Raw genomic sequence first — 23944 nt, forward strand, 5'->3', positions numbered from 1 at the left:
TCGTAATGCTAGATTTACGCATCTTGGTCGCTGATAGCACAACTGAACATGTTGTTAAGGCTGTCTTGCAGCGCCATCATTCTCTCGGAATATCCTCGCCATTTCACGACAAGAGTACAGTAATCGTACATAGCGAAAGAGACCCAGGTGTTTATCGCAGAGGCCACGAGCTGTTGTCCGCTTCGCCCAAGGCTAGGTACACTCTTGTTATTCTAGACAGCGACTGGGATGGTGCTCCAAGCGCAGACACCATTCGCTCGTACATCATGCAAAACCTTAGCACAGTAGGTATTAGCGAGGATGTAAGTGATGTTATAGTCATTGAACCTGAGCTAGAAAAATGGATTTGGGTTATTGACAATCCTAATTTCTTAAGAATTATTAATTGGGACGGCACGTCCTCAGACCTGAGGAATTGGTTGCTGGATAATCATTTCGAGTTAGATGCTCATAACAAGCCGTCTCGCCCCAAGGAAGCCCTTGAGGCTGTCCTTTACTACACAGGGAGACCATTTTCATCGGCCATTCACAAAGAAATTGCTGAGGTGGTAAGCTTGCATAATTGCGTAGAACCAACATTCTTAATGTTCAAGAACAGGCTCAACGAGTGGTTTGGTTTATGAGGAGCAAAGACTATGCGCTGGTTCGACCGACTGAAGCAGGGGCTCAAGAAGACGAGCCAGACCCTCACCAAGGCGGTGCCCTGGGGCGGCGATCCGGAGGAGGTGCTCGAAGAGCTCGAGTTCGCCCTCATCGCCGCCGACGTGGGCCTCGAGGCCACCCAGGAGATCCTGGGGGAAGTGCGCGAGAGCGGCAAGCGCGACCTGCGCGAAGCCGTCAAGCAGGCGCTGGTGCTGCAGCTCGAGCCCGACGCCCGCCGCGCCAAGCTGCGCAAGCTGGGCTTCAAGCCCGACGCCAAGAAGTCCACCGTCGAGCCCAAAGGGCACGTGGTGCTGATGGTCGGCGTCAACGGCGTGGGCAAGACCACCACGATCGCCAAGCTGGGGCAGTACTACAAGGAACGGGGCAAGCGCGTCCTCTTCGCCGCCGGCGACACCTTCCGCGCCGCCGGCGGGGCCCAGCTCGAGCTCTGGGGCGAGCGCACCGGCATCCCGGTGATCAGCGCCCCCGAGGGTTCCGACCCCGCGGCCCTGGCCTTCGACGCCGCCAAGGCCCGCGCCGCCCGCGGCATGGACCTGCTCTTCGTGGACACCGCAGGCCGCCTGCACACCAAGCACAACCTGATGGAGGAGCTCAAGAAGGTGAAGCGCTCCATCGCCAAGGCCGACCCGGGCGAGCCCGGCGAGGTCTGGCTGGTGCTCGACGCCACCACCGGGCAGAACGGGCTCGAGCAGGCCAAGAAGTTCGACGAGGCGGTCGAGCTCAGCGGCGTAATCGTCACCAAGCTCGACGGTACCGCAAAGGGCGGGGTGCTGGTGCCCATCGTCCGCGAGCTGGGGGTGCCGATCAAGTTCATCGGCGTGGGCGAAAGCGCCGAGGACCTGCAGCCCTTCGACGCCGGCGAGTACGTGGAGGCGCTGCTGAGCGCGTAGGATGGAGCCATGAGCACGCGCGACCGCAACACGCTGCTGCTGGCCTTCGCCTGGCTGGTGGCCATCGCCGCCACCGCCGGAAGCCTGTACTACTCGCAGATCCGCCACTTCATCCCCTGCGAGCTCTGCTGGTACCAGCGCATCTTCATGTACCCGCTGGTGCTCATCCTGGGCATCGCCACCTTCTACGGCGACGCCCGGATCCGCCGCTACGCCCTGCCGATGGCGCTGGTGGGCGGCTCGATCAGCGTGCTCCACTACGCCGAGCAGAAGATCCCCGGCTTCGCCCCCACCAGCTGCGCCGCCACGCCGATTCCCTGCAACATCGAGTACGTCAACTACTTCGGCTTCGTCACCATCGCCTTCATGGCCCTCACGGCCTTCGTGCTCATCGCGCTGGCGCTCGCCGCCGTACGAGAAGAGCGCCCCTGACGGGGCGCCCGGAAAGCCCGGCTTCCGCTCAGACCGCGGTCATCCAGTCGCGCCGCGCCTGATCCAGCAGCGCGAAGAGCTTCGTCTTGTCGAGCTTGACGCCGCCGGAGAGCTCGAGCCCGCCCCCGTGCTCGTGGGCGTGCCAGTGCAGGTGGGCCCCCGGCGAACGCAGGCCGATGTGCTTTTGCTCGTCGGAAGGCTGGGAAACCGAAGCGACGAAGAAGGGCTCGTCGTTCGCGCGCGAGAGCGAGACGGTCATCACCCGCGTGGGCAGCTCCCAGGGCTTGTGCATGCGGTAGATGAACTCGGGGAAGTCGGCCTCGCGGTCGAAGACGAGGTCGTGCTCCGCCGCGTACTCTTCGAGCCAGCCCATCAGCTGGACCCAGGCGTCGTAGATCGCGTGGCTCATGGGCCCATCATAGCGCAGGCGCCGGGGGCGAACGTCCGCCGGACGGGGCTCGCTGCGGCCTTCGTCGCGAAAGCGCGGCGACCGCCCCTATCCGTCATCCCCGACGAGGCGCGAAGCGCCGAGATCAGGGATCTTACTATGGTCGTACGGACCAAACGCACCGACGCACCGTAGTCGCCTTCCGTTCTTCAAGCGACCGGTTCCTCACGCGCGCCTATTTAGATTCCGGGTCTCGCCAACCCAAGGGTTGGCTCGCCCGGAATGACGGGAAGGGCGGTGCGTGGTACGTGGTACGTGGTACGTGGTAGATGGTGCGTGGTAGGTGGTAGGCAGCATCCCAGCCAATGATTCCTTCGCCACTTCGGTCCGTAAGGCCCACGGCCGAGCCGCGCCCCGTGGCACGCATCCACTTCATCCCCCTTCCGCATAAACTAGGGCCGTGAAGGCGAGCGACCTCCCCCGCCTGCCGACCGGGCCCGGCGTCTACCTGTGGAAGCGGGGCGGGCGGGTGATCTACGTCGGCAAGGCCAAGAACCTGCGCGCGCGGGTGAACCACTACGCCCACGGCGAGGACAAGGCCGGGCGCATCTTCGCCGAAGCCGACGCGCTCGAGTTCATCGTCACCCGCGACGAGGCCGAGGCGCTCCTGCTCGAGGCCAACCTGATCAAGGCCCACCGGCCCGAGTTCAACGTCCTGATGAAGGACGACAAGCACTACCCCTTCCTCAAACTGACGAACGAGGCCTTCCCCATGCTGGTCGTCACCCGCCGGGTCGAGGACGACGGCGCCCGCTACTGGGGCCCCTTCCCCGACGCCGGGGCGGTGCGGCGCATCAAGCGGCTGGTGGACCGCGTCTTCCCGCTGCGCAAGAACTCGGGCGTGCCCATGAAGAAGCGGCGGCGCCCCTGCCTGAACCACGCCATGGGCCGCTGCCTCGCCCCCTGCGTGGGCCGCGCCGACCCCGAGGAGTACGCCCGGGTGGTGCGGCGGGTGGAGCAGCTGCTCGACGGCCGGGTGGACGACCTGCTCGAAGAGCTGACGGCGCGCATGGAGGAGGCGGCGCGGGCGCAGCACTTCGAGCTGGCCGCCGAACTGCGCGACCAGATCCGGGCGCTCGAGCGCTTCTTCGCCTCCGGCCAGCAGGCCTACGCGGTGGAGCTGGGCGACCTGGACGCGCTGGGGCTGGCCCGCAGCGGCGCCTACGCCATGGTGCAGCTCTTCCAGATCCGCGGCGGCCGCATGCTGGGGCGCACCAGCCGTTTCGTCGAGAACGCCGGCGAGGCCAGCGACGCCGAGGTGCTCGAGGCCTTCCTGCGCGACTACTACCTGGTGGCCTCGCCGCTGCCGCCCCTGGTGCTGCTGCCGCTTCAGACCGAGGGGCAGGAGGTCTTCGCCCGGGCGCTGGCGGAGCGCGCCGGGCGCCGGGTGGAGCTCAGGGTGCCCAAACGCGGCGCCAAGGTGCGGCTGGTGCAGTTCGCCAGCGAGAACGCCCGCGCCGGGCTCGAGGTGGAGCTGGCGCGGCTGGAGAAGCGCGGCGACCACCCGGCGCTGGCCAGCCTGCAGCGGGCCCTGGGGCTCGCGCGCCGGCCCTGGCGCATCGAGGGCTACGACGTCTCCAACCTCTTCGGAACCGCGGTGGTGGCGGCCGTGGCCGTCTTCGAAGGGGGCCGGCCCCGGAAGGGCCAGTACCGGCGGATGCGCATCCGCGGCCTGGCGGGCAAACCGGACGACTACAAGGCCATGGAGGAGGCCGTCTACCGCCGCTTTACCGGCAGCCTCCAGGCCAAGATGGAGAGCCCCGACCTGCTGCTCATCGACGGCGGCCTGGGCCAGGTGCGCGCGGCACAGAAGGCGCTCGAGCGCGCAGGGGTGAGCCTGCCGCTGGTGGGGCTGGCCAAGCGCGAGGAGGTGCTGGTGCTCCCGAGCGGCGAGCGGGTGATGCTGCCGCTCGACGACCCGGGGCTGCGGCTGCTCATCCACCTGCGCGACGAGACCCACCGCTTCGGCCTCGCCTACAACCGTCAGCTGCGGGGAAAGAAGACCCTGAAGAGCGTCTTCGACGACATCCCCGGCATCGGTCCGGCGCGCAAGAAGGTGCTGCTCGAACGCTTCTCCACCCTCGAAGAGCTGCGGGCCACCCCGCCGGAACGGCTGGCCGAGCTTCCGGGCATGAACCGCCGCGCCGCCGAAGCGGTGCTGCGCCACCTGAACGAGGCCGCCGCGCGCTCCTAGGCGGCTGCTACAATGGGGGCAATGGAACGTCGAATCCGCGTACTCATCGCCAAACCCGGCCTGGACGGGCACGACCGCGGCGCCAAGGTGGTGGCCCGGGCGCTGCGCGACGCCGGGATGGAGGTCATCTACACCGGCCTGCGCCAGACCCCCGAGATGATCGTCAGCGCCGCGCTCCAGGAGGACGTCGACGCCATCGGCCTCTCGGTGCTCTCGGGCGCGCACATGCACTACTTCCGCGAGGTCAAGCGGCTGCTCGACGAGCAGGGCGCGGGAGACGTTCTCCTCTTCGGCGGCGGCATCATCCCCGACGAGGACGTGCCCAAGCTGCGCGAGATCGGGGTGGCCGAGGTCTTCGGTCCCGGCACCCCCACCGGTGAGATCGTCGAGTTCATCCGCAAGGCCACCGAGGCCCGCTGGGCCGCCCAGTAACCTTGGACGTCCTCTACGCCGTAGCCGCGGGCTACCTGCTGGGCAGCCTGCCCTTTGCGGTCTGGTTTGGCTGGATCCAGAAGAAGAACCTGCTCGCCGAGGGATCGGGCAACCCCGGCGCGATCAACGCCTTTCGGGTGCTGGGCGTGGTGCCCGGCCTGATGGTGCTGCTGCTCGACGTCTTCAAGGGGTTCCTGGCCGTCTTCTACGGTGCGCTCCTGGGGGGCACCGCCGGCGCGCTCGCCGGGGGCGTGGCCGCGGTGGCGGGCCACCTCTGCTCGATCTGGATCCGCTGCCGCGGTGGCAAGGGGGTGGCCACCGCCGCCGGCGTCTGGCTGGCCGTGCAACCCGCGGCGGTGCTCGTCATCGCCCTCGCCTGGGCCGGCGGCTGGATCCTGAGCCGTGACGCCTACAAGAGCTTCGCCGTAGCGGCGCTCTTCCTGGCGCCGGTGGCGTTCTGGCTCACGGGCGACGGCGAGGTCGTGCTCGCGGCGCTGGCCACCAGCGGCCTGCTGTTTTTCGCGCACCTGAAGTACCTACGCGTCTGAGGTCGGCGTGCGCTGCTCGAGCGAGCGGGCGTGCGCCTCCAGCTCCTCTTCGCGCGCCAGTCGCGCCCCCAGCGCCGACAACTCGGCGGCGGCGGCGGCGCTGAGCGCCACCACGGGCACGATCTTGAGAAAGTCGCGCACCGCCAGCGCCCCTGTCCAGCGGGCCGAGCCCGAGGTGGGCATCACGTGGCTGGGGCCGGCCAGGTAGTCGCCGATGGCCTCGCCCGAGTGCTCGCCCAGGAAGACGCCGCCGGCGTTGTTCACGTACCCCAGCCAGTCAGTGGGGCGCTCCACGGAAAGGCAGAGGTGCTCGGGGGCGTAGAGGTCGGCGAGCTCCAGGGCGCTGGCCAGGTCGCGCACCCGCACCAGCCCGCCGTTCTGCAGGGCCGCGCGCGCGATCTCCGCGCGCGGGAGGGTGGCGAGCTGGCGCTCGAGCTCCGCCGCGACCGCGTCGAGCAGCCCGGGGTCCGGCGAGAGCAGCCAGGGTTCGGCCGCGGGATCGTGCTCGGCCTGGGCCAGCAGGTCCGCGGCCACGGTGGCGGGGTCGGCGCCGGCGTCGGCGACGATCAGGGTCTCGGTGGGTCCGGCCAGCCCGTCGATGCCGACGACCCCGTAGACCTCCTTCTTGGCGAGCGTGACGAAGAGGTTGCCCGGTCCCACGATCTTGTCCACCCGCGGCACCTGCTCGGTCCCGTAGGCCAGCGCGGCGACGGCCTGCGCCCCGCCCATGGCGAAGAGGCGGTCGGCGCCCGCCGCCCAGGCCGCGGCCATCACCCCGGGGTGCACCGGGGGCGGCGTCGCCACGATCACCTCCTGCACCCCCGCCACGCGGGCGAGGACCACGGTGTGGAGCACCGTCGAGAGCAACGGCGCGCTGCCGCCGGGCACGTAGGCGCCCACGCGGCGGATGGGGCGGACGATCTGCGCCAGCATGCCGCTCGAGGTGGCGGCGAGGAAGCCCCCCTTGGGCTCCTTGCGGTGAAACTTCTCCAGGCGTTCGCGGGCGATGCCCAGGGCTTCGCGCAGCTCGGTGCTCAGGTCGTCGTAGGCCTCGCGCCACTCGCGCTTGGGCACCTCGTAGGTGGCGTGCCGGTCGAGCTTCAGGCTCCATTCGTCGAGCGCCTGCTGCCCGCCCGCGGCCACGTCGGCGACGATGCGGCGCACGGCCTCCTCGGCCGTAAGCTCTTCGCCGAAGACGCTCCGGATGCCCGCCCGCACCCGCTCGCTGAGGGCGAACTGCAGCCGGCGGGCCGCAAAGCGGCCGCGCACCTCCTTGGCCTCGTACCTGGGAATCTCCACGTTCACCTCCGGCGGCGCCGGCGGCGACCGCCGCGGCGGCGCGACTTCTTTTTCTTCTCGGGGCGTTCTTCGGGTTCGGGCTCGTGCACGACCTCGGTGAGCTCGGCCTCGAAGACGTGCCCGCCCACCTGCTGCGAGAACCGCAGCGGGTAGCCCTCGGGGTCGTAGTAGATCAGACTCACGCCCGGGCGAAGCCGCCAGGCGCGCGCCTGCACCTCGCCCCAGGGCAGCGTCAGCACCTCCTCGCCCACGCGCTCGGCGTGCACCCGGCCGCCCAGGAGGGGCAGCGTCAGCACCGCCTCCTCGGCGTGCCCGAGCGCCAGGATGAGCGAGAGCGGATCGTGGTAGTCGACCGTGTAGGGCAGCACGAACTCCGGCTCGCCCCGGGTGACGACGACGCCGTCCTCGCGCAGGAACTCCACCTCGTAGACCTTGTTCTGGCGGCCCTCGACGCGCTCGCTGAACTTCAGGGGCACGCCGCGGGCGTCCATCTCGCTGACCCAGCGCTGCTTGGTGCGCGGTAGCGGCAGGGCCACGTCGGCGGTCAGGGTCATGCGCGAACCCGCGCGGGTGCGCTCGTAGCGGAGCTGCTGCTCCCCCGCTTCGCGTCCGGCGTAGCTGAGTTTGTACTTGAGGAGCACCGGCGCTTTCACCAGCACCATCGTACACCACGCACCGCGCACCGCCGGGAAGCGGCCGCGGCCGCCGATCCGGCCGCCGTTCACCCTACGTTTTTTCGTCGCATGGCGGCGTTTCCGTGATACGCTGGCGGTGATGATCGCCCTGAACGACGAACAGACGATGGTGCTGGAGATGGTGCGGCGCTTCGCCCGCGAGGAGCTGGCGGAACGGGCCCCCGAGTACGACAAGCGCGGTGAGTACCCCTGGCCCCAGCTGCGCAAGATGGGCGAACTGGGCCTCCTGGGCATGAACACTCCGGAGGCCTGGGGCGGCACCGGACTCGACGCGGTCACCTGGGCGCTCGTCATGGAGGAGATCGCCGCCGCCGACCCCTCGGTGGCCGTGATCTTTTCGGTGACCTCGGGCCTGCCCCAGTACATGCTGCTCAGGTTCGGCAGCGACGAGCAGAAGGAGAAGTACCTGCGCCCCCTGGCCGAGGGCCGCTGGATCGGCGCCTTCGCGCTCACCGAGGCTTCGGCGGGCTCCGACCCCAAAGGGCTCAAGAGCGTCGCCGAGCGGGTGGACGGCGGCTACCGGCTCAGCGGGGTGAAGAGCTGGATCACCTCCGGCGGTCAGGCGCAGCTCTACGTGATCATGGCCCGAGCGCCCGAGGGCATCACGGCCTTCCTGGTGCCCGCCGAAGCCGAGGGGCTTTCGTTCGGCGAGCCCGAGGAAAAGATGGGCCTCCACGCCGCCCACACCACCGAGGTGCGCATGGACGGCGTCTTCGTGCCCGAAGCGGACCGCCTGGGCGAGGAAGGCAAGGGGCTCCACTACGCCCTCGCCGGCCTCGATTCCGGGCGGCTGGGCATCGCCGCGCAGGCGGTGGGCATCGCCCGCGCCGCCTTCGAGATCGCCCGCGACTACGCGGACGAGCGCGAACAATTCGGGCGCAAGATTCGCGAGTTCCAGGGGGTCTCGTTCAAACTGGCGGAGATGGCCACGGCCATCGAGGCGAGCCGGCTGCTGGTCCTGAACGGGGCCGTGAAGAAGCAGGCCGGCGAGCGCTTCACCCGTGAGGCCAGCATGGCCAAGCTGATGGCCAGCCGCACCGCGGTGGACGTGACGCGCGAGGCGGTGCAGATCCTCGGCGGCAACGGCTACGCGGTGGACTACCGGGTGGAGCGCTACTACCGCGACGCCAAGATCACCGAGATCTACGAGGGAACCTCGGAGATCCAGAAGATCGTCATCGGCCGCGAGCTGTACCGTTAAGCTGTTTTCGCTGCGGCCGTTTCCGCAGCGTCGCCTGTTTCCAGGACCAGTTCGGCAGCTCTTACAGCCCGCGCTATCGAGGGCCATAGCCATAACAACGAAGCAACTACGAGAAAGCCAGAAATAGTGATGAATATTGTGGAGAACGACAGCGTCCTAAGGGCAATTCCGGCGGCGACGAGGCCCAGGGGGCCCAACCCGTTCAGCAGGACGCCGATCATGCTTAACGCCCGCCCCATGAATTCCTTAGGAATTACTTTAATCGCTAGTGCATCGAGGTGCACGCCCACCGCCACCGCTCCAAAGCCCGCTAGACCCAGCGCGATAATGGCGGGTAGAAGGTTTGCCGCCCAAGCCAGCGCCCCAATGGACAAACCCATCACCAGACTTCCCCCAAAAATAAACGGGAGCGATCGAGAGCTGCGGAACGTTGTGAATATAGCGTAGCCTAGCAGTTCACCAGCGGTGATCCCAGCCAGGAGCAACCCGTATCCCTCTGCACCACCCCCCAACGATTTGGCGTACGGGGCCATCATGACACCTATAGGGGAGAGAATAAAGTTAAGCAGTCCCACCATGAACAAAGCCGCAGCAAGCAGAGGCACCGAAAAAAGCATTCTCACCGTCGCGACCATTGGATCAATCCACTGCTCCCGTAGCGACATCCGAGCTTCCGCTTCGACCGCCCCATAGCCGGAGGCGGTGTCTTGCTCGCTCCCTCTGCCTGAATCCGATACAGCATGGCCCGCTCGAGGTTCTTCGACAAACCGAACCATCGATGCAGCGACAAGGTACACGGACACCGTGACGAGCAGCGTAGCGGCTACACCCAGCCCAGCGACCAGCAAGCCCCCAAGCGGCATCGAAGCCATCCGCAACAGCTTGGACATGCCCTGGGTCATCGCCGCACCCTGCGAGTATTGCTCTGTGGTCAGCAAGAGCGGGCCCAGGGCATTGTTGGCGGGAGCGAAGAACGACGAAATCAGGTTGTCTATTGCCACAATCGCCATCACCAATCCGAAACTGAGGTGACCTGACAGCAGCAGAGCCGCCGCGGCAGCGGGCGCAACCATACTGAGCGCATAGCCTACCGAGGCCAGCCCCACTTTATTGGCGCGATCGGCCAGCACGCCCCCAAAGGGGGACGCCAGCGTACCGACAACGGACATGGTGAGCGCCACCCAGGCCACCGAATCGTTTTGGCCGGTGGCTTCAAGCGCCCACCACATCAAAGCTACTTCCATCATGTACGATCCCAGCGCGCCAAACAGACGGGCGATGAGGTAGGTGCGGAAGTTGGGATTCTTGAATGGGTGGCTCATGGAACGTCCTCCGGGTCTTCTACCCATGGACTTAAGGCGACGTAGAGCAGTACGCCGTCTTCCTGTTCCTTGGCTTCGGGAATCTTGTTTAAGCGGGTCCGGAGGTCCACTAGGCTCCTGTACGCCTCGTCGGCCATCTCACGGCTCGTTCGCTTCATCACCAGCGTAAAGAAGCCCTGCCCTTTTGTAGCCGCTACCTTTAGCATCCCTTGTTCGACCGTCTCCAGCGCTCCTTTCAACCCTGTCGCAGAAAGCGACGCCGCTTCATCGGCTAGCCTGTAGACGCGCTCCCGGTAGCCTCCGATGTGGCGTACCCCGACCTCCTCGAGAAGGCCGTGTCGATGCAGATGTTCGAGCTCTTCGTGGATCAACGCCATGGGCAGGCGCGTACGCGCTGACAGTTCACGCACGGTTGCAGGCGTCTCCAGCAAAGCGCGGATCACTGGCCAACTCGTCCTTCCGATCGCACCTAAAGCGCTCGTCATTGTATCGCCTCCATCATTCTTGTTAACTCCTTCGCTCCAACACCAACGACCGCCATGGCCATGGTCTCGGTTTTCAGATACTTATCGGCAATGCCACGCACATCCGCGGGGGTTACGCGCCGGTAGCGCATGGCCTCGCGTGATGGGAAAAATAAATTGTCCAGCAGCCAGCTCATTCCGAGCTTTCGCGACACCTGGGCAGCTTCGGTTTGCTGAAGAAGGTTCATTACCAACCCTTCAACGGCACGTTTCGTATCTTCGCTACTCAAGCGCAGCTCGGCGATGGAGCGCACGCTGTCAATAAGGGCCCGAAAACCATCAAATAAACGCTCCCTCGCAAGCTCGACATTGAAAAAAAGGAGGCCTGCGTTTTCGTAGTGCATGGACCCTCCAAACGCCTCGTACGCCAAGCCGCTCTTTTGCCGCAGGTCCTGGAATATGCGCGATCTCAGCCCGGCACCGGAAAGGTAAGCGAGCACTTCACTTGCGTAGCGATCCTCCCGGTTCATTCCGGGACCGGGAAAGGCAAGAAGCAAACGTACTCTGGGCGAATTACCCGGGATCGCAACAAACCTGGGCGCAACTTCCACGTAACCCTCGTCATACAGCGGTTCCCCTCGTTCCAGGTCCCCGAAGCGCTCTATCCCAGCCATGGTTGCCTCTTCCACGTTCCCCGATACAACCACGCGCACGGAGTCGGCGGCGGTTGCGCGCTCAGCCCAGGTTTTGATCTCCCTATAGGTCATTTCGCGTACAGTGGCCTCCTTGCCTAGAACGGGCTGCCCGTACCCGCCGCTGAACAGCGCCTCTTCGACGATGAGAAATGCTTGCTGCGCGGAATACCGCCGGCGCATAAGCTCATCGAGGATCACCGGGCGCTCAGCTTCTACATCGGCCTTTCGTATGCGCACGGGGTCAAGCATTGCCCTTGCGAAATCCAATGCTGTTTCGGTTACTTCAGCAGGGACCACGACCCTCAACATCAAGAACTCTTTACTGGTCCACGCGCCCAGGGTAGCACCACGGGCTTCAAGCGCGCTCCAGAGTCGTTTGACTTTTCCGCGAAAGTAAGCCGGATTGACGAGCAGGTGCTCAAGGAAATGAGTAACGCCGTTAAGCGCCTTGCTTTCGTATCTAGGCCCGGCGCGTAGAAAAACGTCCACGTGCGTGACATGGGCATTGGTACGAGGGGCCAGGAGGTAGCCCACCCCGTTGCTGAGGTATCCAGCCGTGTACTGTTCCACAAGAACATGTTGCAGCGCTTAAGGTTGACCGGGGGTTGTCGTGTTGAGCATAATGTATCCAACATGGAGCATCCAAAGGCGCATCTACTCGAGGATGCGCCCATGATATGGGTCGAAGCGCCCAGGGACTACGGCACAGCTCATCTGGCCGAAGCGTTTCTTGAGCTTGCCCCAGAAGATCATCAACGCATCTGGATTGAACTTCGTAGGGAAGCCTTGGAAAACCCCGTAGCCGTCGGTAACGCTTTTTCCGATGCAATGTACACTGCGCTGGGGCTGCTTCTTCCCTCCGGTATGGAATGGGGAGTTTTAACCGCGCTTTGGGCTAAACAAGCGCACCTATTTCAACCAATGTCCGTCGCAGTCACGGGCGCCGACCACGCCCCAAAATTTGTTCAACGTCTTTTGGAGCTTTCATCGGAAGAGGACCGCTGGTTCTTGACTGGAGAAAACCTAACTAAGCTCGATTCGTACGAAGCGGAACTCATTTTACAGGTCGACGATCTGCGTCTGAGTGAAAAGGACTTTTCTCCATCGTTCGTCGAAGCGGCTGGACAGAAGGCCTTGACTCGGGCAATAAAGGAGTCACAAGGCGCTTTCGAGCAGCTTCTTATCCGGTTGCATCGGGAAGGCGTCGCACCCGAGCCCATGCGACCGAGCCCGCGAGGACCGCGGCTGCTGACTCCCCAACCCGTGGTCCTAAGTACAGAAGGGGCTCTTTCGCACCTCATCGAGAAGGGCTTCTGGAAGGAGGCGCTCGAGCTTGCTGCCTCGGCTGCTCAGGAAAGGGTGGGCGATGTGCTTGCCAAAGGTGCAGGCTACCACTTTATTGGGCGGGGCAACGCATCTGAATTGTATAAAATTTTGCTGAATGTAGTTCATAGTAGTCACGTTGACGAAGAAACCCTGTTGTGGCTCGTCGGTGCTGCGCAGCGTCTGGGAAAGCACGAAAGCTTATGCGCTACTGTAGAAACCTACCTTTCAGAGCATGAGGCGCCTCGCTTGCGCGCGGTGTATGCAGGGTCGCTGGCACCGCATGAGCTCAGGCTAAAAGAAGCACGTCGAGCTGCCGCAGCGCGGGAAGACGAGCTGACACTCTACTTCTTGGGTAGGGAGCTGCAAGATAGCGATATACTCCTCAAGGCACTGCGCCTGGCGGAAAAAGCGGGAGATACGTATGCCGCGATACGCAACGCCAACGCACTTGGCGTTGCGTACTCCCGGAAAGGCCAGCTACTCGAAGCCCATCATTACAAGCGGTACGCTTACACGCTCTTGCAAAGCGAGCGCGTGGTCGACCCGATCGCCCGTCTCACGACGACGAACAGCTACCTTTACTCGGGGCTGTTGCTGGGGAACCCCGAACCGGCGCTTTTCGAAGAACTGACGGCTTTCACGGGCCAGCACACCCTGGGCAGCTGGTGGCGCGCCGCCATGACCACGCTGATCGAGTATTCATGGACAAGAGGCGACCTCGAAAGGGCTCGGAGCATGCTGGAGCAGCTTTGGAGCAGAACTCCACGAAGGGACCGCCCATTGCTCGCGCCGTTCGCCGCGCATGCTCTGCGTAGCTGGGGCGAGCCCCAGCGGGCTTTGGACCTGGCCCGCGAAGCCCTTACCTTTTCGTACGAGGGTGGCACGTTCGCGCGCGCCCAAGCCGAAGCGGCCCTGGGCATCGCACTGTTTGGAAAACAGGACGAGGCATCGCTTGGGCACTTGGAAGGTGCGCGTAGTGCTTTTTCGAGTCTATCGATCGAACCTCCGCATAAGCTAATGTTTTACCTCGCCGCTGTACTGCACACCCTGGGGCGAAACGAGGAAGCGCTGAGCATCCTGCGCGAAGCATCGCCGCTTTTGAGTGCGTTGCACGAAAGCGTCTTGCAGCTCTTTATGCCGCCCGAGGCTCTGCCGCTGATCGGCCGGGGTACCAGGCTGACCCTTACCTTTCTTGGCGGCTGCCATGCCCTTTTGGAGGGTGCGCCCCTTGAGCTGCGGCTTAGTTATGCGGAAATCCTCGCCCTACTGGCCTTGCACCCAAACGGCCTCAGCCTGGGCGAGCTGGCGGCGCACTACCGCGATTCGGTAAGCTTGAGCACCGTTAAGTCAACCCTGTCGCGGCTTCGCGAAATCGTCCCGTTGGCTTCCAAGCCTTACCGCATCGCCGCCGAATGGACGGCCGACTTCGTACGTCTCGTGGAACTCGTGCGCTCCGGGATGGTGGCCCAGGCCTTGGAGCTGTACCAGGGCCCCCTTCTTCCGGGAAGCGCGTCTCCGGGTGTCGAAGAATACAGGACGGTGGTCGAAGAAACGCTAAGGGCCGCGGTGCTGGACCGCGGGGACGGTCCTCTGGTCTTCAACCTGGCCGAGCGCCTGCGGGACGATCTGGAGGTATGGGAAGCCGCTCGCGACCGCCTGCTGCCCGGCGATTCGCGCAAAGTGATTGCCGAGGCGCAGGTGCGACGCCTGCAGAGGGACTACGGGCTTGACTAGTTGCCCGTCATCGTGGTCATTAGCCAAGGCATTACTGAGCACCAATGTAGTTAGTACGAACACCCACCGCCACGGCCTGTTCATAACTGCAACACCCCCTTTACACCACGCTGCAGAACCCTATACCTTTGCCTCCGAAGCCTGAAGTTCAAGGTAGGCCTGTTCCCGCCCCCTTAGCGGTGGACACGGACGCTTGCTGTCGCGAATACGCACCCACGGACATGCGTTTCCCTCGCATAGCGGTCGGATCGCACAGGTCTGGCAAACCGAGTCGGTGAGCGATCCACCCAGTATCCACGGCTGCAGGCGCTCGTTGTTGAGCAATAAGGAGCCGTCAGGCAGTAACCGCCCGACCTGGTTCTCGGCTGCTTCGAGCGCGACCGTGCACTTGTTGATCCTCCCATCCGCGCGCACAACGAAGGAGTAAGGCAACGCCGCATAACAAACCTTGCTACCCGAGTTCATGTTTAGGTCGAGCTGCAAGCCCTCATCCCTCGCCAAGCGGTACAAACGCAGCAGCGCTCGTTCGTCGTCGAAAATCTTAAGGTTAGCATCGTTCGCGCCTCCCCAGCGCCCGACCTTGTGCAGGTGAAGCCGGAAGCGTCGATCGCCGGCGAAGGCAGCAGCTAGATGTTCTACGAATGCTGGTATGCCCGAAAGGTTTTCCTGATCAATGTTTACGCGGACGGTGACAACAAAATCTCGTCGGCCGTCCTTCATGGATTCCAGGTTGTTCCAAATGGTATCAAACGTGCGGAACCCTTCTTTTCCGATTCGCTTACGGTCGTGCTCCTCCTCGTTGCCATCCAACGTAATCTGAAAGTTCCGTAAACCCAGCTCATGTAACTCTACGAAGCGATCGGGTGTTAACAGGTAGCCGTTGGTGGTCATGTGTTGCAGGAGCAACACATCGTGCTCTTGGGCCGTGCGGACAAAATACCGCGTCAAGTCAAGAACGATGTCGTAGGCGGTCAGCGGCTCCCCTCCGAACCATCCGATTTCAAGCGACTTCAGACCTAGAGCGCGCTTTTGGACCAGCCTACGAATGCCTTGTTGAACGTCCGGATGCATGCGGCCAAGTTGGAAGTCCTCGTAGCAATACACGCAGCGAAGGTTGCAATCTTCTGTGGGAAGAAGAATGAGTTGCAAATAGTCGTTGCGAAAATGGCGCGCGAGATGTTGCAGACGTGCTTGATGTAGAGCATCCTCAAACGAAGCAACTTCATCGGTATTCGTTGTGGCCACCCAACGACCCTTCAAGGTATCGAAGAAACGCGGTTCACCGTTATCCGAGTTCTTGACTTTGACTAGGTAGGGTTGGGGCTTCCTGCTCATACGTACTTATTAGGGCCAGATGCGTTGGATGAAGGTTGACGCATAGTTCATTATTCTCACAACCCTGAAGCAACCTAATGCTCTCTATCCTGAACGCGAGGAGGTAACCATGGGGAAAGAGGCAAGGAAGCGTATCCAAATTAGGCCCGAGGACTACACGGTCACCAGCGACGGCAAGGTGCTGATCCACAACGAAGAGTTGGCCAAGCACATTGCTGAAAGTCTTTCTGCGGCGGAAAGCGGCATCGAAAACGCGGAGCCCGCCAGCATGGACTTTCTGTGCCCGATCGTCCTGTAGAGGAGGCTTGCGCATGCCGGAAGAAAACACAATCATCATCGAGAACGACAGCGACGTCATCCACGTCCAGCCCGACGGCACGCTCTTGATCAACGATCCTCATTTGGCTGAAGCGCTCGCTGAAGCTCAAGCGATCGAGGAGGAAGAGGGCTTCGTGAGGTTTGTGCCCAACATCGGATGTAACAGCAACTGCAACTCCAACTGTTGATTCAAGAACGGGTCGCCACAACCGTGCGCACCGCACGGTTGTGGCGTTGGCTCATGGCTAGAGGCGCTGCGTGAACCAGTCGAGGATTTCTTCCAGGCGCTTCACCCGCCGGTCGGGGCGGCCGGAGCGGGAGAGTTCGTGGCCCTCCTCGGGCACCCGCAGGAACCGCGCCGGCACGCCGCGGCTTACCAGGGCGGCGAACCAGGTCTCGCCCTGGTCGATGGGGCAGCGGTGGTCCTGCTCGGCGTGGACGACGAGGGTGGGGGTCTTGAGGGCGTGGGCGTGGGCGAGCGGGCTCTGCTGCCAGTAACGGGAGGGGTCTTCCCACAGGCCGGCACCCAGCTCGAGCTCGGCGAAGCGGATCCCGATGTCCGAAGCGCCCCAGAAGCTCGTCCAGTTGCAGATCGAGCGCTGGGTGGCCGCGGCCTTGAACTTGTCGGGGTGGCGCGCGGTCAGCCAGTTGGTCATGAAGCCGCCGTAGGAGCCGCCCGCCACGCCCAGGCGCCCCGCGTCGAGGCCGAAGCGGTCCACCGCGGCGTCCAGGAAGCCCAGCAGATCGGCGGCGTCGGCCTCGCCCCAGCGGCCCTTGATCTGAGCGTAGTCCTGTCCGTAGCCCACCGAGCCGCGCGGATTGGCGTAGACCACCGCGAGCCCGCGGGCGCGCAGCAGGTAGAACTCGAAGAGCATCGCCCGGCCGTAGGCGGCGTGGGGGCCGCCGTGAACGTACAGGACGGCAGGGTGGGGACCGTCGCCTGCGGGCAGGAGCACCCAGCCCTGGACGTCGTGCCCCTCGGGGGCGCACCAGCGGAAGGTCTCGGGCCGGGGCCACCCCTCCAGCAGGTCGGCGTTGGGGTCGTACACCGGCTCGTCGCCGGTGTAGAGGACCGGCGGGTGGTGGTGGTCCTCGAGCAGGGTGTGGCGCACCTCCCCCTCGCTCACCGCGAAGGCCGCAAGGCTGCCCGGCAGCTCCAGCGGACCCTCGACCCGACCGTCCGGACGCAGGCGGTAGAGCCGTCCCTCGCCCGCCTCGGTGACGCTGAACCAGAAACCGCCCTCACCGTCGGGCTCGAGCGCCCGTCCGTAGCCACCGTAGTGCACGTCGGAGACGAGCGAGAGCCCCACGTAAAGCGTCTCGGGCGTCAGGCGCTCGGCTTCGCCGCCCGACCGGGGCAGCCGCCACACGCCCGGGCTCGCGCCGATGCCCGCGGCCCAGTCGTAGCCCACGAAGTAGACCCAGCCGCCGTCCTCGGAGAAGACGGGGTCGCTCACGGGTCCGAAGCCGCCCCCGATCTCGACCGCTTCCCCGCCCGGCCGCCAGCGGTACAGCCGCTGAATCCAACGGCGGCGCTCCTCGAAGTCCGCGCTCGCGACCAGCACGAGCTCGCCCGTCCGGTCGTCCCAGGCGACCGCGTCCACGTCGGTGGGCAGCTCACTGGGCGCGCTCCACTCGCCGTCCGGGTGCCGCACCCGCACCTGGAGGCTCCGCTCGGGAAGCAACCCGACCCCGTCGAACTTGAAGGGCAACCGGTCGAAAACGCGCGGCGCGTCCGGCTTCGCCGGCTCCTCGTCGCCCCGGGTCAGGACCGCCAGCGCCCCCTCGGGGCCCAGTACGTAGCCCTCCACCCCGGCCTTGAACGAGGTCAGCGGCTCGGCCTCACCCCCCGCGAGGTCGAGCCGGAAGAGCTGCTTGACCTTGTCGCGCTTGCGCAGAAAGTAAACGTATCGCCCCCCGTCCCAGCGAGGGCTAGTCGTGTCCTCCTGGGTGAGTGCGCGGCGCTGGCCGTCGCGCTGCAGCCAGAGCCGGGACCGGTAGCGGGGCGGTTCCCCCTCCTGCTCCGGCGCTTCGATGGACGTCTCCAAGAAGAGCGCGCCCCCTCCGGGACCGGGTGTGAGGTCCGAGAGGAAGCGCAGCCGGTAGAAGTCTTGCGGGTTAGGATCGGGCATGCCCCATGCTACTGACCCGCGGGTCAGTAGCGCAAGGTCACCGTGTAAACGAACTCGCGCACCTCTCCCGGCTTGAGGGTGACCACGTAGCGGTAGCCCTGGGGCGTGCGCTCGGCCCCCGGCGGCAGCTTGAGCACCAGCTCGCGGGCGCTGAAGCCCTCAGCGAGCTCCACCCGCACGGGCTGGCTGCGGGGGTTGCGAAGCGTGGTGCGGACGCGGTAGGCCTTTTCCTTTCGCTCGTCCTTCAACACCTCGACACGGCGCTCGGCGCGCCCCTCGGGGTCGGCGCCCAGCCAGACCTGGACCCGGCTCCCCTTGGCGGCGTCCTGCATGAAGGCCTGGCCCAGCAGGATGCCGTCCGCGCGTACGTTCACCAGCCCCCCCGCCAGGGCCGCGGGCGCGGTGAAGGTGTACCCACGGGTGAAGGCGATGCGCTCGATGGGGGCGAAGCTCCCCTGGTAGCGCCAGGTGTAGACGGGATCGAGGTCGGCCTTCAGGAAAGGCAGCTCGTTGACCCCGGCCTCCAGCGTCGGGGGGTTGTCGAGGACGTAGCGGTAGACCCCGCCGCCGCTGCCCCCGTAGCTCGGCATCGGCGCCGCCTCGGCGACGGCCTCCATGGCCAGGCCTCGCGCCGACTTGGCCATGACCGGAGCGCCGCCCGAACGCAGCGGCACCTCCCCGGCCACGAAGGTCAGCCGCTCGAACGCCAGCGGCCGCCCCAGACGGTTCTCCACCTTGCTCCAGCCCACGAAGCGCCCCCGGTCGGCGTCCAGCTCGTAGTAGAGGCTGTACCCCAGGTTGCGGGTCAGGTAGGCGAGCTGCGCCGCTCCCGCGCCCTCATAGAAGAAGGTCACGGCGCCGCCACGCCAGACGCGCCGGGTCTCCTCCACCCCGAGCAGCCGCACCGTCCCGTCCACCAGCGAGCCGGACAGCTCGGCGTCGGGGAACCAAGTCCAGCTCGCAGCGGGAAGCCGGACGGGTTCGTGAATCTCGGCGAACCCGTTGTAGACGAAGGCCTGCTGGGCCGCCGCGAAGCCCAGCCCCAACACCGCCAGGAGGACCGTCCAACTTTTGGTTTTCATAGGACCAGACTAACGCACCCGCCCATGAGAGGCGCTCACGGGCGGGTGCGGCAGAGCGCGAAGATCAGAAGATGTCGTCGCGGATGCAGGCCTTGTAGTGCCCCGGGGAGACCTCGCGCAGCTCGGGAACCGTCTCGGCGCACTCGGGGATGGCGTAGCGGCAGCGGGTGCGGAAGACGCAGCCCGAAGGCGGGTTGATGGGGCTGGGGATGTCGCCCTCGAGCACGATGCGCTCGCGCTTGATCGTGGGGTCGGGCACCGGCACGGCCGAGAGCAGGGCCTCGGAGTAGGGGTGCTTGGGGTTGGTGTAGAGCTCCTTGGCCGGGGCCATCTCCATAATCTTGCCCAGGTACATCACCGCGATGCGGTCGGAGACGTATTCGACAACCGCAAGGTCGTGGGCGATGAAGAGCAGCGTCAGCCCCAGTTCGTCCTTGAGGTCCTGGAGCAGGTTGACGACCTGCGCCTGAATGGAAACGTCGAGCGCGGATACGGGCTCGTCGGCGACGATGAACTCGGGGTCCACCGCGAGGGCGCGGGCGATGCCGATGCGCTGGCGCTGCCCGCCGGAGAACTCGTGGGGGTAGCGGCGCATGTGGTCCGGGGAGAGGCCCACGAGCTTGAGCAACTCGGCCACCCGGTCGGTGCGCTCCTGGGCCGTCTTGACGAGGCGGTGGATGATCAGCGGCTCGGCGATGATGTCGCCCACGGTCATCCGCGGGTTCAGCGAGGCGAAGGGGTCCTGGAAGATGATCTGCATGCGGCGGCGGAAGGGCCGCAGCTCGGGCTTGGACAGCCCCACCACGTCGGTGCCGTCGAAGATGACCTCGCCGTCGGTGGGCTCGATGAGGCGCAGGATGGTGCGGCCGACCGTCGTCTTGCCCGAACCCGACTCGCCCACGAGGCCGAGCACCTCGCCGCGGTTGACGTAGAAGCTGACGTCGTTCACCGCCTTGACGTGCCCCACGGTGCGCGAGAGGATACCGCCGCGGATCGGGAACCACTTCCTGAGGTGGTTGACTTCCATGAGGGGCGTGGCGTCCCTGGTCATGCGTGGGCCTCCTCCCTGATCTCCCGCCAGCGCACGCAGCGCACCATGTGGCCGTTACCGGCGTCCTCCAGGGGCGGGATCTCCTGGTCGCACACCCCGGGGACCGCGTACTTGCAGCGCGGGTGGAAGGCGCACCCGGGCGGCAGGAAGAGCGGGTTGGGCACGTTTCCGGGGATGGCCTCAAGCCGCTGCTGGTTGACGGCGCTCTCGTCGACGCGCGGCACCGAGTTCAAGAGGCCCATGGTGTAGGGGTGCAACGGGTCTTTGTAGGTGTTGACCACGTCGGCCTCTTCGACCGCCCGGCCCGCGTACATCACCACGACGCGGTCGGCCATCTCGGCGACCACGCCCAGGTCGTGGGTGATGAACATGATCGACATGCCGATCTCTTCCTGCAGCTTTTTCATCAGCTCCAGGATCTGCGCCTGAATGGTGACGTCGAGGGCGGTGGTGGGCTCGTCGGCGATGAGCAGGCTGGGGTTGCAGGAAAGCGCCATCGCGATCATCACGCGCTGGCGCATCCCGCCCGACATCTGGTGCGGGTAGTTCTTCAGGCGTTTGTGGGGTTCGGGAATGCCCACCAGATCGAGCATGTCGGCGGCCAGCTCCAGCGCCTCCTTCTTGCTCTTGCCCTGGTGCAGCACGATGGCCTCGGCGATCTGGTCGCCCACGGTGTAGACGGGGTTGAGCGAGGTCATCGGTTCCTGGAAGATCATGGCGATGTCGTTGCCGCGAATGCGGCGCATCTCGTGTTCGGGCAGCGAGAGCAGCTCCTTGACCTCGCCATCCTTGCCGCGGAAGTGGATTTCGCCGCCCGCGATCATCCCGGGAGGCATGGGGATCAGGCGCATCATCGCCAGCGCCGAAACCGATTTACCCGAACCCGACTCCCCTACGACGGCGAGCGTTTCACCCTTATCGATGTGATAGGAAACGCCGTCAACGGCCTTGACGATGCCTTCGTCGGTCTTGAAGTGCACCTTCAGGCCCTTGACCTCTAATAGACGCTTGTCGTTCATCTAAGCTCCTTTGGTCGCTAGTGCTCTGCGCGGGGATCGAGCGCGTCGCGCAAGGCATCTCCTAGATAGTTATACGTCAATATGCTAACAAAGATAAAGAACCCGGGGATAAACAGCCATGGCCGCTCCTTGATGGCGCTGATGCCGATCTGCTGGGCCTTCGAGAGCAGGAGCCCCCACGAAGAGGAGGGTTCCTGGATGCCCAGGCCAAGGAACGAAAGCCCCGACTCCGCGAGGATGTAGCCGGGGATGGCCAGCGAAGCGACGACGATCAGGTAGCCGAGCGTGCCCGGGATGATGTGGCGGAAGAGGATGCGCGTGTCGCCCGCGCCCAGGGCCTTGGCCGCCTGGGCGTACTCCATCTCCCGCAGCTGCAGCACGAAGCCGCGGATGTTGCGCGCCAGGCCGCCTCAGCCCACGAAGGCCAGGATGGTGAGCACGAGCAGGAAGCGCGTCGAGGAGGGCATGTCGTACTGCGCCAGCATGCCCGAGAGGATGATCAGCAGGAAGAGGCCGGGAATCGCCGCGAGGATCTCGGTGGTGCGCATGATCAGGTCGTCCACGTCGACGGCCAGCCGCCCGAAGAGGAACATCCAGACCATGGTCCCCAAGAGCCCGCCGAAGACGAGCATGGCCAGGTACCGCTCCAAACCCTCGCTGATCGAGAGGAAGCCCTGCATCGTGGTGTAGAGCACCGCAGTGGCCGCACCCCAGAAAGCGTACTGCAGCACCAGGCCGACCAGGAAGACGGGTACCCGCCGCTCGTGCACGGCCTCGCGCCAGCCCTCGGCCAGGGCGCCGCCGCTGAAGAAGCCGTTCTGCTGGGCCGCGTCTTCTTCACCGGGAGCCGCGTGGCGCTTCTGCGGCGGCCGGAAGAGGCCGCGGACGATGTGCACCCGGCTGCCCGCGTAGTAGCCGGAGATGCCGCCCATGGTGATGCCGATCAAGAGGGCGACGATCGTCGCCAGGATCCCGATCGTCAGGCTGATGCGCGCGCCGAACCAGATGCGGCTGAACATGTCGCGTCCGAAGTCGTCGGTGCCCCAGAGGAAGAGGTAGGCCTTCTCCTCGACCAGCCAGGGACCGCCCATCAGGTGCAGGTCCATGGGGATGAAGCCCAGGAACTTGTAGGGGTAGCCCTTCACGAAGAAGTAGATGGGGTACTTCTCCTCGCAGTTCTCCTTGAACTCGAGCTTGAAGGTGCGGAGGTTGCGCGAACGCTCGACCTTGCAGACGTAGGGCCGGGTCCAGCGGCCGTCCTCGGTCTTGAAGTAGACCTTGGTGGGCGGCACGAACTGCAGCTTGCGGAAGCTCTTGGCCTCGGGGTAGGGCCCGACGAAGTCGGCAAAGAGGGCGAGGGAGTAGAGCACCAGCAGCACCACGCTCGCCCAGCGGGCGAAGGGGTGGCGCCGGAAGCGCATCCACGCTTTCTGCCAGTAGCTCTGGCTGTGCTCGCCTAAGCCTTCGCGGAGGTTGGTGTCGTGGATGTCGGACATCGTGGCTCCTAGCTGTAGCGGATCCGCGGATCCACCCAAGCGAGCAAGAGGTCGGAGAGCAGGTTACCGATCATCAGCAGCACCACCGAGATCGAGATGCTGCCCATGAGAATGTAAACGTCGATGCTGAAGATGGCGTCGAGGATCATGGGCGTCAGCCCGGGCCAGGCCATCACCACCTCCACGAAGCCGGCGCCCCCGAAGAGCTCGGGAAGCAGGAAGCCGATCGAGGCGATGATGGGGATCACCGCGTTGCGCAGGATGTGTTTGTAGATGACCACGCGCTCCGACAGCCCCTTGGCGCGCGCGGTGCGCACGTAGTCCTGCATCTTGGTCTCGAGCATCTGGGTGCGCATCACGCGCGTAAGGCCTGCGGTTCCGGCGGTCCCGGCGACGATGACGGGCAGCACCGCGTGCCACATCACGTCGAGCCACTGGCGCCACTTGGGCGCCTGAAAGAAGTCGACGCCGTCGATGTAGAGCGAACGCATCCCCCCGATGGGGAAGATCTCGTGGCCGAAGGTGTCCTTGAGCCAGAGGGCGAAGTAGAGCATGAGAAGGGCGAAGAAGAAGTTGGGGACCGCCAGGCCGAAGAAGGCGAAGCTGGTCCAGAAGCGGTCGCCCCAGGAGTACTGCCTGAGGGCCGAATAGATCCCGATCGGTATGGAGACGACGTAGATGAAGACGATCGAGGAGACGACGAGCACCATGGAGTTGAGGATGCGCGGTTTGAGCACGTGCCAAACGTCGGTTTGATAGCTGAGCGAAAGGCCCAGGTAGCCCTTCATAAAACCCGACAGCCACTTGGCGTACTGGACCGTGAACGGCTGGTCCAGGCCGAAGAGGCGGCGGAAGTTCTCGATTTGTGCGCGGTCGTACGAGGGGTCCAGCTCGAGCCGGGTAATGAAGTCGCCGGGAGCCAGCTGGATCACCAGGAAAGCCAAAAAAGTAGCCCCCAGAAAGGTGGGGATCAGGTGCAGAAAGCGGCGTAGGATGTATGCGGTCATGTTTGTGAGCTCTGGAAAGTGGGGCGTGGGGGGGGGGGGGGGGGGCGCCCCCCCCCCCCCCCGGGGGGGGGGGGGGGGGGGGGGGGGGGGGGGTGAGTGGATGGCCGACCCCACAAGGGGGAGATTGTGTCGGCCCTAAACCCCCCCCCACAGGTTTAGTC

The 23944-nt window shown here is 65.1% G+C and carries 24 protein-coding genes; 10 read left to right on the forward strand and 14 right to left on the reverse strand.

The annotated features are described in order from the left end of the window. The first annotated feature begins 23 nt into the window (after positions 1 to 23). From mads4 to HNQ05_RS05540, 3 genes are read left to right on the forward strand one after another with little or no spacing between them, the layout of a single operon-like run. Positions 24 to 623 (forward strand): methylation-associated defense system protein MAD4, encoded by a 600-nt coding sequence (gene mads4 / locus HNQ05_RS05530; protein ID WP_147146486.1) that lies wholly within the window; start codon positions 24 to 26, stop codon positions 621 to 623. Positions 624 to 635: 12 nt separating this feature from the next. After that, on the forward strand, positions 636 to 1553 hold the full coding sequence (ftsY, locus tag HNQ05_RS05535; protein WP_147146484.1) for a signal recognition particle-docking protein FtsY: 918 nt from the start codon (positions 636 to 638) through the stop codon (positions 1551 to 1553). Between the two features lie 9 nt (positions 1554 to 1562). Continuing rightward, the gene (locus HNQ05_RS05540) at positions 1563 to 1985 is read left to right on the forward strand and encodes a disulfide oxidoreductase (RefSeq protein WP_013457384.1); all 423 of its coding nucleotides are present in this window, start codon (positions 1563 to 1565) and stop codon (positions 1983 to 1985) included. Between the two features lie 28 nt (positions 1986 to 2013). On the opposite strand, the gene HNQ05_RS05545 is transcribed toward HNQ05_RS05540, so the two are convergent. Continuing rightward, positions 2014 to 2394 carry an NADH-quinone oxidoreductase subunit 15 gene (locus tag HNQ05_RS05545; protein ID WP_147146482.1) on the reverse strand — a complete coding sequence of 127 codons (381 nt, stop codon included), beginning with the start codon at positions 2392 to 2394 and terminating at the stop codon, positions 2014 to 2016. 439 nt (positions 2395 to 2833) lie between these two features. Here HNQ05_RS05545 and uvrC point away from each other — a divergent pair, with 439 nt between their 5' ends. The 3 genes from uvrC to HNQ05_RS05560 are packed head-to-tail and all read left to right on the forward strand — an operon-like array spanning position 2834 to position 5607. Further along, entirely contained in the window at positions 2834 to 4627 is a 1794-nt protein-coding gene (uvrC, locus tag HNQ05_RS05550; RefSeq protein WP_147146480.1) for an excinuclease ABC subunit UvrC, read from the forward strand. Positions 4628 to 4648: 21 nt separating this feature from the next. Then, on the forward strand, positions 4649 to 5059 hold the full coding sequence (locus HNQ05_RS05555) for a cobalamin B12-binding domain-containing protein (RefSeq protein ID WP_498049515.1): 411 nt from the start codon (positions 4649 to 4651) through the stop codon (positions 5057 to 5059). A 2-nt stretch (positions 5060 to 5061) separates the two neighbouring features. Further along, complete coding sequence (locus HNQ05_RS05560) at positions 5062 to 5607, forward strand: glycerol-3-phosphate acyltransferase (protein ID WP_147146476.1); 546 nt, start codon at positions 5062 to 5064, stop codon at positions 5605 to 5607. Here HNQ05_RS05560 and hisD read toward each other — a convergent pair. After that, a complete protein-coding gene (gene hisD / locus HNQ05_RS05565; RefSeq protein ID WP_147146474.1) occupies positions 5596 to 6906 on the reverse strand; it encodes a histidinol dehydrogenase in 1311 nt (436 codons plus the stop codon). The genes HNQ05_RS05560 and hisD overlap by 12 nt on opposite strands. A gap of 2 nt (positions 6907 to 6908) precedes the next feature. Continuing rightward, positions 6909 to 7568: a DUF3108 domain-containing protein gene (locus HNQ05_RS05570; RefSeq protein WP_147146472.1), complete on the reverse strand. Its 660-nt coding sequence runs from the start codon at positions 7566 to 7568 to the stop codon at positions 6909 to 6911. A gap of 115 nt (positions 7569 to 7683) precedes the next feature. On the opposite strand from HNQ05_RS05570, the gene HNQ05_RS05575 reads away from it, so the two are divergent. Next, positions 7684 to 8802, forward strand: coding sequence for an acyl-CoA dehydrogenase family protein (locus HNQ05_RS05575; protein ID WP_281287850.1), 1119 nt, complete (start codon positions 7684 to 7686; stop codon positions 8800 to 8802). On the opposite strand, the gene HNQ05_RS05580 is transcribed toward HNQ05_RS05575, so the two are convergent. From HNQ05_RS05580 to HNQ05_RS05590, 3 genes are all read right to left on the reverse strand, one after another. Continuing rightward, on the reverse strand, positions 8799 to 10124 hold the full coding sequence (locus HNQ05_RS05580) for an MFS transporter (protein WP_183677645.1): 1326 nt from the start codon (positions 10122 to 10124) through the stop codon (positions 8799 to 8801). The two genes, HNQ05_RS05575 and HNQ05_RS05580, sit on opposite strands and share 4 nt — an antisense overlap. Then, a complete protein-coding gene (locus HNQ05_RS05585) occupies positions 10121 to 10501 on the reverse strand; it encodes a hypothetical protein (protein ID WP_147146466.1) in 381 nt (126 codons plus the stop codon). Before HNQ05_RS05585 ends, HNQ05_RS05580 begins: the two co-directional genes overlap by 4 nt. Positions 10502 to 10605: 104 nt before the next feature. Continuing rightward, complete coding sequence (locus tag HNQ05_RS05590; protein ID WP_147146464.1) at positions 10606 to 11853, reverse strand: M16 family metallopeptidase; 1248 nt, start codon at positions 11851 to 11853, stop codon at positions 10606 to 10608. A gap of 63 nt (positions 11854 to 11916) precedes the next feature. Between HNQ05_RS05590 and HNQ05_RS05595 the strand changes: the two genes are divergently transcribed. Then, entirely contained in the window at positions 11917 to 14343 is a 2427-nt protein-coding gene (locus HNQ05_RS05595) for a hypothetical protein (RefSeq protein WP_147146461.1), read from the forward strand. A gap of 120 nt (positions 14344 to 14463) precedes the next feature. Here HNQ05_RS05595 and HNQ05_RS05600 read toward each other — a convergent pair whose 3' ends face one another. Beyond that, a complete protein-coding gene (locus HNQ05_RS05600; protein WP_147146459.1) occupies positions 14464 to 15678 on the reverse strand; it encodes a radical SAM/SPASM domain-containing protein in 1215 nt (404 codons plus the stop codon). Positions 15679 to 15787: 109 nt separating this feature from the next. Between HNQ05_RS05600 and HNQ05_RS05605 the strand changes: the two genes are divergently transcribed. Both HNQ05_RS05605 and HNQ05_RS05610 read left to right on the forward strand, forming a co-directional pair. Then, positions 15788 to 15976 (forward strand): hypothetical protein, encoded by a 189-nt coding sequence (locus tag HNQ05_RS05605; RefSeq protein WP_147146458.1) that lies wholly within the window; start codon positions 15788 to 15790, stop codon positions 15974 to 15976. A gap of 13 nt (positions 15977 to 15989) precedes the next feature. Continuing rightward, positions 15990 to 16184 carry a hypothetical protein gene (locus HNQ05_RS05610; RefSeq protein WP_147146456.1) on the forward strand — a complete coding sequence of 65 codons (195 nt, stop codon included), beginning with the start codon at positions 15990 to 15992 and terminating at the stop codon, positions 16182 to 16184. Positions 16185 to 16241: 57 nt separating this feature from the next. Here the strand turns inward: HNQ05_RS05610 and HNQ05_RS05615 are convergent, their stop codons facing one another. The 7 genes from HNQ05_RS05615 to HNQ05_RS05640 all read right to left on the reverse strand — a co-directional run bounded on the left by HNQ05_RS05615 (position 16242) and on the right by HNQ05_RS05640 (position 23783). Beyond that, the gene (locus HNQ05_RS05615) at positions 16242 to 18128 is read right to left on the reverse strand and encodes a S9 family peptidase (RefSeq protein ID WP_147146454.1); all 1887 of its coding nucleotides are present in this window, start codon (positions 18126 to 18128) and stop codon (positions 16242 to 16244) included. A 23-nt stretch (positions 18129 to 18151) separates the two neighbouring features. Continuing rightward, a complete protein-coding gene (locus HNQ05_RS05620; protein ID WP_147146452.1) occupies positions 18152 to 19210 on the reverse strand; it encodes a hypothetical protein in 1059 nt (352 codons plus the stop codon). A gap of 64 nt (positions 19211 to 19274) precedes the next feature. Next, the gene (locus HNQ05_RS05625) at positions 19275 to 20261 is read right to left on the reverse strand and encodes an ABC transporter ATP-binding protein (RefSeq protein ID WP_147146449.1); all 987 of its coding nucleotides are present in this window, start codon (positions 20259 to 20261) and stop codon (positions 19275 to 19277) included. Next, complete coding sequence (locus tag HNQ05_RS05630) at positions 20258 to 21280, reverse strand: ABC transporter ATP-binding protein (RefSeq protein ID WP_013457366.1); 1023 nt, start codon at positions 21278 to 21280, stop codon at positions 20258 to 20260. The genes HNQ05_RS05625 and HNQ05_RS05630 overlap by 4 nt, the downstream gene beginning before the upstream one ends. A gap of 17 nt (positions 21281 to 21297) precedes the next feature. After that, entirely contained in the window at positions 21298 to 21684 is a 387-nt protein-coding gene (locus HNQ05_RS12385) for an ABC transporter permease (protein ID WP_371862326.1), read from the reverse strand. 6 nt (positions 21685 to 21690) lie between these two features. Then, complete coding sequence (locus tag HNQ05_RS05635) at positions 21691 to 22776, reverse strand: ABC transporter permease (protein WP_371862324.1); 1086 nt, start codon at positions 22774 to 22776, stop codon at positions 21691 to 21693. An 8-nt stretch (positions 22777 to 22784) separates the two neighbouring features. After that, on the reverse strand, positions 22785 to 23783 hold the full coding sequence (locus HNQ05_RS05640) for an ABC transporter permease (RefSeq protein WP_147146447.1): 999 nt from the start codon (positions 23781 to 23783) through the stop codon (positions 22785 to 22787). Positions 23784 to 23944: the final 161 nt, after the last annotated feature.

The organism is Oceanithermus desulfurans (assembly GCF_014201675.1).
Taxonomy (GTDB): Bacteria; Deinococcota; Deinococci; order Deinococcales; family Marinithermaceae; genus Oceanithermus; species Oceanithermus desulfurans.